Consider the following 15,793-nt stretch of genomic DNA (forward strand, 5'->3'; position numbering starts at 1 on the left):
AAGTTAAAAATGATTAAGGATAAGAAGTGAGCAATTTTGCAAAGAGAATAATTCCATGTTTAGATGTAAAAGATGGAAGAGTTGTTAAAGGTGTTAATTTCGTTGGATTGAAAGATGCAGGTGACCCTGTTGAGGTTGCAAAACGATATAACAATGAAGGTGCAGATGAAATTACTTTCTTAGATATAACAGCAAGTCATGAAAATAGAGATACAATAGTTCATATAGTAAAAGGTGTAGCACGTGAAGTCTTTATTCCCCTAACAGTAGGCGGTGGAATAAGAACTTTAGAAGATATATATAAACTTTTAAATGTAGGCTGTGATAAAGTATCCGTAAACTCAAGTGCAGTTGTAAATCCAGGCTTTATAGACGAAGGTGCAAAAAGATTTGGTAGCCAATGTATAGTTGTGGCTATTGATGTTAAAAAAGTAGCAGATGGCTCTTATCACGTTTTTGTAAAGGGTGGTAGAGAAGATACAGGACTAGATGCATTAGCTTGGGCAAAAGAGGTTTATAATAGGGGAGCAGGTGAAATATTACTTACTTCTATGGATACAGATGGCGCAAAAACAGGTTTTGAGTTAAATATTACACAACAAATATCAAGTTTAGTGGATATTCCCGTAATTGCAAGTGGTGGAGCAGGAACTATGGAACATATGAAAGAGGCTTTTGAGCATGGAGCAAGTGCTGCATTGGCTGCATCAATTTTCCATTTTAAAGAGATAGATATAATGGATTTAAAACATTATTTAAAAGATAACAACATACCAGTAAGGATTTAATATGAAAAAATACTTATTTTTACTAATACCCTTTATCCTAAATGCATATGAGATTAATTTTAGCAAAAAATTCACAAAAGATTTAATACCAAATATTTTAGGTGCGGACATTTCAATAATTGTTGAAGACAAAAGAGAGAAAGAAGTAATTGAAAGATTGGATATTTTTAATAATAAAATTAAAGAGTACAATAAAGTTGAAAAACAATTAGGAACATTTAATATAAGACCCCAATATCAAAGAAGTAGTAACAGTCCTAAAATATATGGTTATAAAGGAACTTTAAATTATAAGGTTGAAACTACCGATGCTCTAAATATGGGAGAGTTTATCTCTATGATAACTTCATTAAAAGAAGATAGAGATACATCTGTATCTTTAAATAATCTTTCTTGGAGAGTAAAGGATGATAGCTACAATGTAATATTGGATTTGTTAAGACTTGAGTCAATAGAGTGGGTAGAAAATTATGCAAAAAATCTTTCTGCTGATTTAAATAGAACTTGTAGTGTAAAAGTAGTAGATTTACGAAATAATATTCTTCATACATATAGACAATCAGCTGCAAGTTTAAGACTTGACTCTTCATTAAAAAGAGAGAATGTACCTGTACCTGAAGTATCACAACAAAAAATCTCAATTACTACCAACTATAAATTGGAGTGCAAATGATAGTTTGTGCTGGAGATATAGAGAGTTTCAAATTTGCAGAACCTATGGGAATAGGGCTAGTTGATATGGCTATAAATCTTACACGAAGATGTCTGTTTAATAAGCCTGAGTATATTCTGTTTATAGGAACAGCAGGAAGTTATGGGAACCACAAGATATTAGATATTGTCGAATCAAAGCGTGCTTCAAACTTAGAGTTGTCATTTTTGGAAAACAACTCTTACACTCCTATTGATAATGTACTAGAATCAGAAAATAAATTTGTAAAAAATGACACCATAGTAAATAGTTCAAACTATATTACTACAAACTTCGAGCTTGCAAAAAAATATAATGACTATGGAATAGGTATAGAAAACATGGAGTTCTTCTCTGTTGTGAAAGTGGCAAAAGAGTTTGAGATACCTGTTGCTGGAATATTTGCAGTAACAAACTATACAAAACAAAATGCCCATGAAGATTTTAAAAAAAATCATAATGAGGCAATGGAAAAAATCACAAAATATTTATTAGAAAAAAATATAATTAAGTAATATGATGTTTCATGTGAAACATTATAAAAAAGGAAAAAATTGCAATCAATATATGACTTTACTTTAGATGAATTAAAAGGGAAACTAAAACCAGCATTTAGAGCAAAACAGGTTTATAATTGGATATATAAAAAATATGCTACTTCTTATGATGAGATGAAAAACATACCAAATGATTTGAAAGATGATTTGAAAAAAAACTATGCACTTGATATTTTAAAAATTATAAAAAAAGAAAAAAGTAGTGATGGAAGTATAAAATATCTTTTTGAACTTCATGATGGACATACTATCGAAACCGTATTTTTACTAATGCGTGAGAAACAAATAGGTGATGATGGAGTTGTAGAAAAGGGTGAAAAACATACTGTTTGTATCTCAACCCAAGTAGGATGTAAAGTAGGGTGCACATTTTGTTTGACAGCAAAGGGCGGTTTTGTTAGAAATCTAAGTGTTGGAGAAATAGTTGCTCAAATCGTAAATATGAAAAGAGATAATAATATTGATAAGAATAAATCATTAAATATTGTATTTATGGGTATGGGTGAACCTTTAGACAACTATGATAACTTTGTTCATTCTGTAAAAGTATTTTCCCAAGAAGAGGGTCTGTTTATAAATAGAAGAAGACAAACAGTTTCAACTTCTGGAATCTCTTCAAAGATAGAAAAACTTGGAAATGAAGACTTAGGAATACAGCTTGCTATCTCTTTACACGCTGTTGATGATGGCTTAAGAAGTGAATTAATTCCTATGAATAAAGCATATAATATCAAATCAATAATAGATGCAGTAAAAAAATTCCCAGTTGATGCTAGAAAAAAAGTGATGTTTGAATATCTTGTAATAAAAGATAAAAATGATGATATTGCAAGTGCTAAAAAACTATTATCATTACTTGATGGAATAAAAGCAAAAGTAAACCTAATATACTTTAATCCATACCCAGGAACCACATATCAAAGACCAGAAAGCAAAAAAATGGTAGAATTCCAAAATTACTTAATAGGTAAAGGTTTACTCTGCACAATTAGAGAATCAAAAGGTTTAGATATCTCAGCTGCTTGTGGACAACTAAAAGAAAAGGATGCTGATGGAACCGCTTGATTTAGCAATGTTAATATTTATAGTAGGTGTTATTATAGTATCGGCAATAGGATTTTTTAAAAGTTATAAGAATAAGGAAGATTAATGGTAGTTACAAGATTTGCTCCAAGTCCAACAGGATATTTACATATAGGTGGATTAAGAACAGCTTTATATAGTTATTTGTGGGCAAGAAAATCAAAAGGTGAATTCAAATTAAGAATTGAAGATACCGATACTGCAAGAAATAACGAAGATGCACTAGGTGCAATTATGGAAGCCTTTGAATGGATTGGTTTAGATTATGATGGAACTGTAGAGTATCAATCAAAAAGAAATGATATTTATAAAAAATATATAGACCAACTTTTAGAAGAAGGCAAAGCATATTATTGTTATATGAGTAAAGATGAGCTTGATACTTTAAGAGAAACTCAAATGGCAAATAAACAAACTCCAAGATATGATGGAACATGGAGACCCCAAGAGGGTAAAGAACTACCATCTATTCCTCAAGGAATAGAACCTGTTGTAAGAATAAAATCTCCAAAAGAAGGAGTAATAACATTTATTGATGGTGTAAGATCTATTATGAACTTTAACAGTAGCGAAGTAGATGATTTTGTTATTGCAAGAAGTAATGGTGTTCCCACTTATAACTTTGTTGTTGCTATTGATGATGCCTTGATGGGTATGACAGATGTAATAAGAGGTGATGACCACTTAAGTAATACTCCAAAACAAATAGTAATTTATGAAGCGCTTGGTTGGACTCCACCAAAGTTTTACCATATCCCTATGATAAATAACCCATCAGGGAAAAAGCTATCTAAAAGAGATGGTGCTATGGATGTTATGCAATATAAAAGAGATGGTTTTTTAGCAGAAGCATTATTAAACTTTTTAGTAAGACTTGGTTGGTCAAACAAAGATCAAGAGATTTTTTCTATGGAAGAGATGTTAGAACTATTTGACCCAACAAATATTAACAAATCTGCATCTGCATATAATCAAGAAAAATTATTATGGTTAAATTCTCACTATATCAAAAATGTATCAAATGAAAGATTATCAAAAGAGTTAGAGTATTTTGATTGTGTTATTCATGGGCATGATAAAAAAGAGATGCTTTTAGATTTAACAAAAGAGAGAGCTCAAACCTTAGTTGAGTTAAAAGATGCAATTAATGTTATCCTAGATACACCAAGTGATTATGAAGCAAAAGGTGTTAAAAAGTTTGTAAAAGATGAAACTATTTTAAAAATCTTAGATAACTATGTAAAACTACTTGAAGAAAATGATGATAAATTACATTTAAGTATTGATTATGAAGGGATTACTAAACCTTTTATCCAAGAGTTTGAATTAAAATTCCCTCAACTATTTCAACCAATAAGATTAGCACTAACTGGAACTACACAAGCTCCATCAGTATATGATATTATGGCTGTACTTGGTGTAAAAGTTACTTGTGAAAGAATTAAAACAGCATGTGAGAAAAACTTTAATAAAGAGTAATTTTACTCTTTATTAAAACTCACACTACACACAATTTCCATACAAAAATAATATAATACCCTTTAAAGGAGCTATTATGAAAAAAACCTACAAAGCAAACAATATAAACTGCGAAAGTTGTAAAAATCTTATCAAAGCCTCTTTAGAAGATGACTTTGGAACAATAGATGTTGATTTGACAAAAACTCCAAAAGAGATTACTTTAGAGATAAATTCTAATGAAGAAGAGAATAAGTTAAAAGAAGAGATGAAAGACTTAGGATTTGATATATTAGATTAAAGGCTAAATTATGGCAAAAGAGAAGATTAATTTAAATATATCAGGTATGACATGTGTTAACTGTTCTGGAGGAATAGAAAAGTTTTTAAATAAAAAAAAGGGAGTAATCTCTGCAAATGTAAGTTTTGCTTCAAGTGAAGGAGAGTTTATTCTTGACGATACTCTTTATTCTAAAGAGAAACTATTCAATGATATACAAAAACTAGGATATAAGCCAGAAGAAGACTTAAAAGCCCTAGAAAAAGAGCAGTTACTCTCTTTTTCTAAACTAAGAAAAACCTTTATTCTATCTATGACTTTGACTCTTGCTATCTTTTGTTTATCATTCTTAAATATATTCAGTCATGAGTTGACAAAATATTTAGTATTTTTTATAGCTTCTATTGTTCAGTTTTATTGTGGATTTAGATTTTATAAATTAGGAATAAAGTCAGTAATAAATAGAAACTATGACATGAATGTATTGGTGGCCTTAGGTACAAGTGCTGCATATTTTTATTCCTCGATTGTAGTTTTCCTCCCAAGTTTATTTCCTGAAAATCTTAGGTTTGTATACTTTGATGGAGCAGCTGTTATTATTACATTTGTTCTTTTAGGTAGATATTTAGAAGAAAACTCAAAACTAAAAGCTAGTGATTTTCTAAAAAAACTTATGAATTTAGCACCTGTAAATGCTAATTTAGTAGATGAAAATAAGAATATAAAAACCGTATTGGCAAGGGAATTAAAACTAAAAGATATAGTACTTGTAAAAAGTGGAGAAAAAATACCTACAGATGGACTTATCATTGAAGGAAATGCAGATATTGATACTTCTATGATAACAGGTGAATCAATGCCAGTTTTCAAAAAGATTGGAGATGAGGTTTTATCTGGAACACTAAATAGTAATGGTGTAATAAAAGTTAAAGTAAGTAAAGAATCTGCTGACACAACACTATCCAAAATTATAACATTGTTAAAAACAGCTCAAAGTAGACAAATACCAATTAGTAGATTTGCAGATAAAATTGCAAATATCTTTGTACCTACTGTGATTGTTATTTCAATAGTCACATTTTTAATTTGGGGCTTAATGTTTGGTGATTTTCAAAAAGCAATAATAGCTTCAATTAGCGTTTTAATTATCTCTTGCCCTTGTGCTTTAGGATTGGCAACTCCTATTGCAATAGTAAGTTCAGTAAGTAGGGGTGCAAAAGAGGGGATTTTAATAAAAAACCCAGAAATATTAGAAGAGATAAAAGCGATAAAATACGCAGTATTTGATAAAACAGGAACTTTAACAAAAGGTGAAATAACTGTTTCAAAAACAAATATTGATGAAAAATATTTTGAATTAATAGGCTCTATTGAAAGCTATAGTGAACATCCTATTTCAAAGGCTATAGTAAATTTTATCAAAGATAAAAACTATGATGTAAATAAAGAGATAAAAGATATAGATATTATCCCTGGAAAAGGTATAAAAGCTTTTTTTAATGATGATGAAATAATTTTAGGTAATAAAAAGTTATTAGATGAAAATGACATTGAAATAGATAAAAAACACGAAGAGTTTTATTTAGAAGAGTTAGAAAAATCAAATGGATTAATCTATGTGGCTATAAATAAAAAAACTATAGGCTCTTTTTCTTTGGAAGATAAGTTAAAAGAAGATGCTATAAAAGTAATAGAAGAGTTAAAACTGTTAAATATAGAACCTATTTTATTAACAGGTGATAATAATATAACAGCTCAAAAAATAGCTGAGAAACTTGGTATTAAAAAAGTTTATAGTGAAGTTTTACCAACCCAAAAATATGAAGTAATAAAACAGTTACAAGAGAAATCAAAAGTGATGTTTATAGGAGATGGAATTAATGATGCTCCTTCAATAAAACAGGCAAATATAGGTATTACTTTAAATTCTGGTTCTGATATTAGCAAAGATGCTGGAGATATAATTTTAGTAAATAATGAGTTGATGTCTATTATAAAAAGTATTAATTTGTCTATTGAAACTATGAATGTAGTAAAACAAAATCTATTTTGGGCTTTTGCTTATAATATACTTGGTATTCCCCTTGCAGCAGGTGTTTTATACCCAATCTTTGGACTTATGTTAAATCCTATGTATGCAGGTATTGCTATGAGTTTTTCTTCTGTAAGTGTTGTGTTAAATTCATTGAGGTTAAAAATTAAAAAGTTGTAAATATGATTTACAACTTTTTTTTAATGTTTTTCATAAACTCCAATGCTACCATCTTTATTTATATATATTATATTGTAGGCTTGTTTCATATTACCCTGTTCCATACCTGGACTACCTATTGGCATACCCGGAACTGAAATACCTAAAATATTAGGTTTTTCATTTAGCATTTTTTGCACAGCACTATAATCTACATGCCCTTCTATAAAATAACCATCTACAATTGCTGTGTGACAAGAAGTCTGTCCTGCTTGTAAGCCAACTCTTTTTTTTACTTCATTGACACTGTTTGTTTCTATGGTTTTTACATCAAAACCTTTACTTTTCATTATGTTTATCCATTTTTCACAACAACCACAATAAGGAGATTTGTAAACAGTCATAGTTTTACCTTCCATTGCAAAAATTGATGTTGCAATGAATAATAGTGATAATATTATTTTTTTCATTTATTTTCCTCTAATACTTTCTTTTTTGATTTATACTCTTCTTCAGATATGTCGCCACTTGCAAACTTTTCTTTTAAGATATTAATTGCAGTATCTTTTTCATATTTATTCTCTTTATTACTAAAAATTGAAAATATTAAAAAAACAATAATTCCCCAAAAAATAAGCATACCAAATCCATGAAACAGTGTCATGTTCATATTCATAAAATGAAACATCATATCTCCTTTTTTTGTGTTATGTTATCAAGCCTATGTGTAGAGTGTGTGGAAAAGAACTAAGAGAAACAAAATCTTAAAAAAATATTATGCTACAATTACTTTTTTAAAAGGAATAAGATGAAGATACTTTTGATGGAAGATGATTTGATTTTAAATGAGATTATTGAAGAACACCTTCAAGACAAAGGTCACACGGTTATTTCTACATATGATGCAAACTCAGCCCAAAATCATCTTTATGAAGATACCTTTGATTTACTTTTACTAGATGTAAATGTTCCAGGATTTACGGGATTTGAGTTACTAAAAGAGTTAAGAGATAATGGTATAAAAACACCTGCGATTTTTATCACTTCCCTTGATAGAATAGATGATGTTGAAAATGGTTTTGCTTCTGGTTGTGATGATTATATTAAAAAACCTTTTGAACTTAAAGAGCTTGATTTACGAATAAACAACATAAAAAGACTATTTAATATAGAACTATCAAGTACCCTAAAAATATCTAATAACTGCATAATTGATAAAGAGAATCTTACAATTATTATTGAAAATGAAAAGACACGTATTACACAAAAAGAGTTAGATGTATTAATGTATTTGTATAATAATAAAGAAAAAGTAATAAGTGTAGATGAAATTAGCTCAAATCTTTGGAGTTATGAAGAGGGGCCAAGTTCTGCTACTATAAGAACATATATAAAAAACTTGAGAAAACTCTTAGGCGAAAATTACATATTAAATATTAGAGGAGTTGGTTATCGATTTAACAACAACTGAGAAGAATACCTTCTTTAGATTTTTATCTTTATATTTAGGTTCTGCTTTTATATTGATGGCTTTAGTTGCCTTTTTATATTTTCAAAATGAAAAGACTCTCTATTTTGATTTGACAAAATCAACTATGCAAAATGTAGTTTCAAAGCTTTCCAATGAGATAATCTTTGCACATATGAGAGGTACCAACTTTAACCAAAATGAATATTTAGAAAATAGTGATTACAAACTCTCTTTTTATGACGAAAACCAAAAAAAACTTTTTGGAAATATTGACCAAAAGGTTGATTTTGATAAAAGATTTATAGAAAACGATGACTTCATCATGATTATAGATAACTCAACTGTAGGACATCTAGGTATAGATTATATAGTTATAAAAGACACCTCTTTTACTAAAAAGATAGATAAGCTAATGGGAAAGATAATAGTTACTTTTATTATCTCTTTTTTGTTTATCTCTTTTGTTGGGTTTTATTTGGCAAAACTATTTTTAAAGCCAATTAAGCAGGAGAGGGAAAAATTAAATAACTTTATCAAAGATACTACCCATGAATTAAATACTCCAATTAGTGCAATATTGATGTCAGCAGAGGGTGAAGATCTTAACTCAAAACAGATTGAACGTATCAAGTTAAGTGCAAAAAGAGTATCTGAAATCTATAAAGACTTAAGCTATGTATTTTTGCGAAAAGATGTTAAAAGTCATGAAATAGAAGAGCTTGATTTAGCTTTTTTAATAAAAGAGCAGTTGAATTACTTTGAACCTTTAGCAAATAAAAAGAAGATAGAGATAAGTTTAGATATAGAAAAGTTTTTTTATAAAATAGAAGAAGATGAGTTTATAAGACTATTTAATAATGTAGTTTCAAATGCAGTAAAATATAACAAAATAAATGGAAAAATAGAGATATCTTTAAAAAACAGAGTACTAACAGTAAAGGACACAGGTATAGGCATAGAGACACCCAAATTAAAAGATATATTTAACAGATACTATAGAGCAACCACAGAACAGGGTGGCTTTGGTATAGGATTAAATATTGTTTATGAAATAGGTAAAAAATATAATATAAAAGTAGAAGTTGAATCTATTTATAATCAAGGTACAACAATAACTCTCCGATTTTAATCTCCACACAATCTCCACACAATACAGCTAGAATTCCTAAACTAAAAATTTAGGAGTTCAAAAATGAAAAACTTATTTAAACTATTTGCTGGATTGTTAATAGCATTTAATTTAGTACATGCAGATCCACTACTTCAAGAAGGAAGTAAAAATGGTTATGATGTAAAGTTAAGTAGTGAAAAATCACTAGTTGTAGGTAGCAATGATATTTTTATAGAGTTAGCAAAAGATGGTGCTTCTTTTACAGATGCAAAAGTAAAAATAAAATTTTATATGCCAGAGATGCCTGGAATGCCATACATGGAGTATGAAGGGAAAGGTAAACTTGTTGATGGTAAGTATTTGGTAAAAATAAATTTTACTATGGGTGGAACTTGGCAATATCAACTTAAGTTTAAAACAGAAGATGGAAAAGTTCATAAAGTAAGAGGGAGCGTAAACATCTAATGCTAAGAAATAGTTTTATCCTACTTTGTTTGATGATTTCAAGCTCATTTGCTCAAAGTTTGGAAGAGATAATAAATAGTGCAATAAATAACAACAGAGATTTACAATCTATTGAAAAGTCTATACAAATAGCAAATGAGCAAATTAAGCTATCAAATAAGTGGGATAACCCTATTTTGACCATTGGTGCCAATGACTTGCATTTTGACACTTCTAGAAGAGATTTGGAGCCAATGCAAGTACAATATTTAGGGTTTTCTCAAAGTATTCCAATAAATGATAAATTTAGCCTACAAAAAGACATAGCTGTCAATGATAAAAATATAGCACAGCTAAATTATGAAGATGCAAAATTAAAACTAAAATCAAAACTTATTGAATATCTATATAGTATAAAGATATTAGAAAACAAGTATTTATTGCTAAATGAATATCAAAAAAATATAAAAAATCTAGAGGATTTAACTACTTCTTTATATGAAAATAGTAAATCAAACCAAAGTATGATAATAGACTTAAAAACTGACTACTTAAAAGTAGAAGTTCAAAAACAGAATCTAAAAAATATAATAAACAATAACTATTTAAAACTAGAAGAGATAACTTATGAAAAAGTATCAAGTATCGATGTTATGTTAGATGTAAAAGAGTTAATTCTTGTAAGAGAAATATCAACTCATCCAAAAATAAAAATATTAGAACAAAACAGTGAAAAGTTCAATAAACAAGCACTTTTAGAAGATGCAAAAAAACTATCAGATGTAAAATTAAACGTAGCATATTTTCAAAGAGATGATAAATACAAAGATTATGCAAACGTATCTCTATCTATTCCTTTAGCTCTTTATGGCAAAGAAAATATAAAAATTTTACAAGCAAAAATTAAAGCAAGTGAGTTTAAAGATAAGCTTGAGGATAAGAAAAAGAGCTTTGAGTTAAAAATTGCTTCATTACAAAATGATTTAAATAGTACATACAAAAAGTACCAACTTTTTAAAGATATGATTATCCCTTTACAAGAAAATAATCAAAAAACAATAGAAAAATATAACAGTTTAGGAATTACACAGCCAAATGAGATTTTAAAAAATCTAAATAAAATAATTAAAAACCAAATTGCAGCATATGATGAGATGAAAAGTTATTTTGATGCATATGCCCAAAGCTACTACTTCACCCAAGGAAAAATTCGATGAGAAATATACAAAAACTATTTTTATTACTACTTTTTATGGGGCTATTAAATGCCCAAATTTTAGAGGTGAACCAACTATTTAATAAAAAAGTTGTCAAAGTAAAAGATGAAACTATTTATGAGACAAAGAGCTTTTATGGGGAAACTTTGTTTGCAGAAGATAGTATTAAAGATATAGTTCTTAGATTTGATGGTTATGTAAGCTCAATAGCAGCAAATAAAAATCTAATGGAAGTAAAAAAAGGCGATAAGCTTTTTTCTTTGTATTCTGATGAGATTGAAAGTATAAAAAAAGAGATAGAAGTTACAAAGTCTATAAATAAAGCTCTATATAAAAGCTCATTGGACAAACTTGATTCTTTGGATGTAAAGCTATCTCAAATAAAAAATAAAGATGTCTCCTTTTATGCCCCTTTTAATGGGATTATTTTAAATAAAAAGATAAATGATGGCTCATATGTAAAAACAGGCACACTTCTTATGCAATTAGCAAATATAGATAGGGTGTGGTTTATTTCAAAGGTTTATCAAAGTGATTTAGAATTTTTATCAAATGATATGGAAGCAAAAATAAAAATAGATGGTATAGATATGAGTTTTAAAACAAAGGTTGATTATATTTATCCCATTGCAAATAATAAAAGTAAAACAATAGATGTCCGATTTGTAATTGACAATAAAAATAAAAAGCTTTTCCCAAATATGTTTGGAAAAGCTCTTATAAAAAGTAGTTCAAAGAAGATGTTAACTCTACCTAAAACAGCTGTTTTAGCAAAAGGGGATAAATATTATGTATTTAAACCAATTTCAAAAGATGAGTTTGAACCTGTACTGGTAGTTGCAAGACGAATCTCATCATCAAAATATGAGATTGAAGATGGTTTAAGTGCAGGTGATGAGGTAATTAATAATGCTTTATTCTTATTAGATTCTGACGCTGTTACAAATAATTTGTATGACTCAGACTCAGATGATGATTGGTAGGAAGCTATGGTTGAATATATAATAAACAAAAGTGTACAAAATAAGTTTTTAGTTCTATTTGCAGTACTTATTTTAACTGTTGCTTCTTTTTGGGCTGTTAAAAACAGCTCTCTAGATGCCCTTCCAGACCTCTCTCCTCCTCAAGTTATTGTCCAAGTAAAATGGGCAGGACAAAGTCCCAAAACAATAGAAGAGCAAGTCTCTTATCCTCTTATTTCAAATTTGATGAGTTTACCAAATATTGATACGGTAAGAGCCATGAGTTCATTTCAAAATGCTCTTATTTATATAATATTTAAAGATGGAACAGACCTTTATGATTCTAGAAATAGGATATTAGAACAACTTTCACAACTACAAGGAACTTTTCCTGCTGGAGTTGATGTGGCAATTGGACCTGATGCTACAGGTGTTGGTTGGGCATATGAGTATGTTTTAAAATCAAAAACAAAATCCCTTGAAGAGCTTAGAACTTTGCAAGACTATTATTATAAATATGCACTTTTAGGGGTAGATGGAGTATCTGAAATAGCTTCAATTGGTGGTTTTATAAAAAACTATGAAATTACATTAGATCAAGATAAGTTAGTTCAATACAATCTTGATATCAATAAAGTAAAAAAAGCTCTTACCGCTAATAACGATGAAAAAGGTGGTCGTATTATCTTAGAAAATGGCTTTGAGCAGATGATTCAAGCAAAAGGTTATTTACAAAGTGTAGTTGATATAGAAAATATTACTGTTAAAACTTATGGCTCAACACCTTTAAAGATAAAAGATATAGCAGCGGTAAATATAACTTCATCAAACAGACGTGGAATGGCTGATTTAAATGGTGAAGGAGAAACAGTTGGGGGAATTGTTGTAGTAAGATTTGGTGAAAACCCATACAAGGTTATAAAAGCTGTTAAAGAGAAGCTAAAAACTCTACAAGTGGATGATGTTGAAGTTGTGGAAACCTATGATAGAAGTTCTTTAATAGATAAGGCAATTGATACATTAAAAAATACTTTATTAGAAGAGTCAATTATTGTTATGGTGGTTACTGCTTTATTTTTATTTCATTTTAGAAGTGCTTTGATTATAATCATTACTTTGCCCCTAACTGTTTTATTTACTTTTCTTTGTATGAAACTCTTTGGAATGGGCTCAAATATTATGAGTTTGGGTGGAATCGCTATTGCAATTGGTGCTATGGTTGATGCAAGTATTGTAATGGTAGAAAATGCCCATAAACACCTACAGGGAAAAGAAAATATAAGCAATGAAGAGAGAATAAAAATCATCATAAAATCAGCAAAACAAGTAGGTCGTCCTATTTTCTTTGCTTTGATTTTGGTTGTGGTTTCATTTTTACCAATATTTGCTTTGACAGGACAAGAGGGAAGACTTTTTTCTCCCTTAGCTTTTACTAAGTCATTTGCTATGATTTCAGGTGCCATTTTATCTATTACACTGGTACCTATTTTGATGATATTTCTTATTCGTGGAAAAATTATGGATGAGAAGAAGAATTATATAAATAGATTCTTTATTGCCTTATACTCTCCTTTGTTAAAATTGTCTTTAAGATTTAGATATTTAGTTGTTTTGATATTTGTAGGAACTTTGATTTTGGCATATCCAGTTTATAAAAAACAAAACTGGGAATTTATGCCTATGATGAATGAACAAACTTTTATGTATATGCCTGTAACTCCCTATGGTATTGGAGTTGATTTAGCAAAAGAGCTTACACAAAAGACAGATAAGATTTTAAAATCATTTCCTGAAGTAGATACTGTATTTGGAAAAGCAGGTAGGGCAGATACTGCAACAGATCCTGCTCCACTTGCAATGATAGAAACAATCATTCAATTTAAGCCCCAAGATCAATGGCGAGAGGGTATGACTTATAAAAAGTTAATGCAAGAGATGGATGAAAAACTTAGAGTCACAGGGCTAATTAATTCATGGACATATCCAATTCGAGGAAGAATTGATATGCTTTTAACAGGTATTAGAACTCCTTTAGGAATAAAACTATATGGAAATGATCACCAAAACTTAGAGTCAATAGCCTTAAAAATAGAGCAAAAGCTTAAAAAGTTTGATAAGACTTTATCTGTATCTTCCGATAAGATAAATTCAGGATACTATTTAAATATAGATTTAGATGAAGAGATGTTATCTAGATATGGGATTACAAAAAATGATATTTTATCAACTGTCTCTTTAGGAGTTGCGGGAGCTAAAATTTCCACATATCTTGATGCGTTGGAGAGATATCCAATTAGCTTAAGATATGAAACAACTCAAAGGGAAGATATAACTTCTTTGGAAAACCTTCAAGTAAAAACAAAACTTGGTTTTCAGCCTTTAAAAGAGTTTGCAAGCTTAAGATATGAAGAGGGACCTTCTGTAATAAAATCTGAAAAGGCTTTAAATGTAAACTTTATATATATTACGCCAAAAGCTGATGTATCAGTAAAAGAGTATAAAGATAAAGCACAAGAGCTTTTAAAAGAGATAAAACTGCCTTCAGGTTTTTATTATGAGTGGGCTGGGCAAAGTGAGTATTTAGAATCTGCAATGAAAAAGTTAGCTTATATTATTCCTTTGACTTTTGTAATTATATTTTTACTTATCTTTTTTGCACTAAGAAATATTTCATATACAATAATAATATTTTTTACTCTTCCTTTTGCAATTACAGGAGGGATATTTTATTTAGACTTTTTAAACTTTAATATTTCTATTGCCGTAATAGTCGGATTTTTGGCTTTGCTTGGAGTTGCAGCAGAAACTTCTATTGTAATGCTTGTATATTTACACGAAGCTATGGTAGAATTAAAAGATAAATGTATATCTCTAGATGATGATAAGCATATTTTCCATGCTATATATAAAGGGGCAGTTTTAAGGCTTCGTCCAAAACTTATGACACTTTTTGCTATTTTGGGTGGATTGATACCCATTATGTATATTGATGGAGTAGGTAGTGAAGTGATGCAAAGAATTGCAGCACCAATGATTGGTGGAATGGTAAGTTCAGCTTTTCTGACACTTATTATTATCCCTTCTATATTTTACATTTTTGCTTTAAAAAGAAAAGATAAAATCTTAGAACAAGAGTTGTCCCATTAAAAAGACAACTACACAAAAAGTACACAAAGATTTTATAGAATTGTTAAACTTGTAAATCAAACAAAAAAGGATTGAGTATGAAAAAAATTATGATGTTAGTAGCTGCGCTACTATTTACTGCTGGGGTTGCGTTTGCAGATAATCACATGGGTTCTAATAACATGGGTAAATGTGGAGACTCTAAAAAAGAGATGAAAAAAAATGCTTCAAGTGGAACTGGTAAATGTGGTGGAGAGATGAAAAAAGAGATGAAAAAGAATGGATCATGTGGAACAGGAAAATGTGGTGACTCTATGAAAGATGCTAAGTCGCATGGAAAACAAGGTGACATGATGAAAAAATCTGGAAACAAAGCTAAAGGTTCATGTGGAACAGGTAAATGTGGGTGAAACT

At 29.2% G+C, this 15,793-nt stretch carries 16 protein-coding genes; 14 read left to right on the forward strand and 2 right to left on the reverse strand.

All coding sequences use genetic code 11. The features are described 5' to 3' along the window. The first annotated feature begins 26 nt into the window (after nucleotides 1-26). The 7 genes from hisF to ACNI28_RS07100 all read left to right on the forward strand — a co-directional run bounded on the left by hisF (nucleotide 27) and on the right by ACNI28_RS07100 (nucleotide 7,069). Complete coding sequence (gene hisF, locus ACNI28_RS07070; protein WP_419763570.1) at nucleotides 27-788, forward strand: imidazole glycerol phosphate synthase subunit HisF; 762 nt, start codon at nucleotides 27-29, stop codon at nucleotides 786-788. A gap of 1 nt (nucleotide 789) precedes the next feature. Continuing rightward, the gene (locus ACNI28_RS07075) at nucleotides 790-1,461 is read left to right on the forward strand and encodes an SIMPL domain-containing protein (protein ID WP_419763571.1); all 672 of its coding nucleotides are present in this window, start codon (nucleotides 790-792) and stop codon (nucleotides 1,459-1,461) included. Then, a complete protein-coding gene (locus ACNI28_RS07080) occupies nucleotides 1,458-1,994 on the forward strand; it encodes a phosphorylase family protein (RefSeq protein ID WP_419763572.1) in 537 nt (178 codons plus the stop codon). Before ACNI28_RS07075 ends, ACNI28_RS07080 begins: the two co-directional genes overlap by 4 nt. A gap of 39 nt (nucleotides 1,995-2,033) precedes the next feature. After that, complete coding sequence (rlmN, locus tag ACNI28_RS07085) at nucleotides 2,034-3,101, forward strand: dual-specificity RNA methyltransferase RlmN (RefSeq protein ID WP_419763573.1); 1,068 nt, start codon at nucleotides 2,034-2,036, stop codon at nucleotides 3,099-3,101. An 84-nt stretch (nucleotides 3,102-3,185) separates the two neighbouring features. After that, on the forward strand, nucleotides 3,186-4,598 hold the full coding sequence (gltX, locus tag ACNI28_RS07090) for a glutamate--tRNA ligase (RefSeq protein WP_419763574.1): 1,413 nt from the start codon (nucleotides 3,186-3,188) through the stop codon (nucleotides 4,596-4,598). A 76-nt stretch (nucleotides 4,599-4,674) separates the two neighbouring features. Further along, complete coding sequence (locus ACNI28_RS07095) at nucleotides 4,675-4,878, forward strand: cation transporter (protein WP_419763575.1); 204 nt, start codon at nucleotides 4,675-4,677, stop codon at nucleotides 4,876-4,878. Between the two features lie 10 nt (nucleotides 4,879-4,888). Next, nucleotides 4,889-7,069, forward strand: a complete 2,181-nt coding sequence (locus ACNI28_RS07100) for a heavy metal translocating P-type ATPase (protein ID WP_419763576.1) — start codon at nucleotides 4,889-4,891, stop codon at nucleotides 7,067-7,069. Between the two features lie 20 nt (nucleotides 7,070-7,089). Here the strand turns inward: ACNI28_RS07100 and ACNI28_RS07105 are convergent, their stop codons facing one another. Next, on the reverse strand, nucleotides 7,090-7,518 hold the full coding sequence (locus ACNI28_RS07105) for a DUF411 domain-containing protein (protein WP_419763577.1): 429 nt from the start codon (nucleotides 7,516-7,518) through the stop codon (nucleotides 7,090-7,092). Next, the gene (locus tag ACNI28_RS07110; protein WP_419763578.1) at nucleotides 7,515-7,736 is read right to left on the reverse strand and encodes an SHOCT domain-containing protein; all 222 of its coding nucleotides are present in this window, start codon (nucleotides 7,734-7,736) and stop codon (nucleotides 7,515-7,517) included. The genes ACNI28_RS07105 and ACNI28_RS07110 overlap by 4 nt, the downstream gene beginning before the upstream one ends. A 120-nt stretch (nucleotides 7,737-7,856) precedes the next feature. On the opposite strand from ACNI28_RS07110, the gene ACNI28_RS07115 reads away from it, so the two are divergent. From ACNI28_RS07115 to ACNI28_RS07145, 7 genes are all read left to right on the forward strand, one after another. Next, complete coding sequence (locus ACNI28_RS07115; protein ID WP_419763579.1) at nucleotides 7,857-8,519, forward strand: response regulator transcription factor; 663 nt, start codon at nucleotides 7,857-7,859, stop codon at nucleotides 8,517-8,519. Beyond that, entirely contained in the window at nucleotides 8,494-9,648 is a 1,155-nt protein-coding gene (locus tag ACNI28_RS07120; RefSeq protein ID WP_419763580.1) for a sensor histidine kinase, read from the forward strand. The genes ACNI28_RS07115 and ACNI28_RS07120 overlap by 26 nt, the downstream gene beginning before the upstream one ends. A 63-nt stretch (nucleotides 9,649-9,711) precedes the next feature. Then, nucleotides 9,712-10,095, forward strand: a complete 384-nt coding sequence (locus tag ACNI28_RS07125) for a FixH family protein (protein ID WP_419763581.1) — start codon at nucleotides 9,712-9,714, stop codon at nucleotides 10,093-10,095. Next, on the forward strand, nucleotides 10,095-11,291 hold the full coding sequence (locus tag ACNI28_RS07130) for a TolC family protein (RefSeq protein ID WP_419763582.1): 1,197 nt from the start codon (nucleotides 10,095-10,097) through the stop codon (nucleotides 11,289-11,291). The genes ACNI28_RS07125 and ACNI28_RS07130 overlap by 1 nt, the downstream gene beginning before the upstream one ends. Beyond that, entirely contained in the window at nucleotides 11,288-12,274 is a 987-nt protein-coding gene (locus ACNI28_RS07135; protein WP_419763583.1) for an efflux RND transporter periplasmic adaptor subunit, read from the forward strand. The genes ACNI28_RS07130 and ACNI28_RS07135 overlap by 4 nt, the downstream gene beginning before the upstream one ends. Nucleotides 12,275-12,280: 6 nt before the next feature. Further along, nucleotides 12,281-15,400 carry an efflux RND transporter permease subunit gene (locus tag ACNI28_RS07140; protein ID WP_419763584.1) on the forward strand — a complete coding sequence of 1,040 codons (3,120 nt, stop codon included), beginning with the start codon at nucleotides 12,281-12,283 and terminating at the stop codon, nucleotides 15,398-15,400. A 77-nt stretch (nucleotides 15,401-15,477) separates the two neighbouring features. Next, nucleotides 15,478-15,789 (forward strand): hypothetical protein, encoded by a 312-nt coding sequence (locus ACNI28_RS07145; RefSeq protein ID WP_419763585.1) that lies wholly within the window; start codon nucleotides 15,478-15,480, stop codon nucleotides 15,787-15,789. Nucleotides 15,790-15,793 lie beyond the last annotated feature (4 nt).

This window comes from Arcobacter denitrificans (SeqCode) (assembly GCF_048571185.1).
Classification (GTDB): Bacteria; Campylobacterota; Campylobacteria; order Campylobacterales; family Arcobacteraceae; genus Arcobacter; species Arcobacter denitrificans.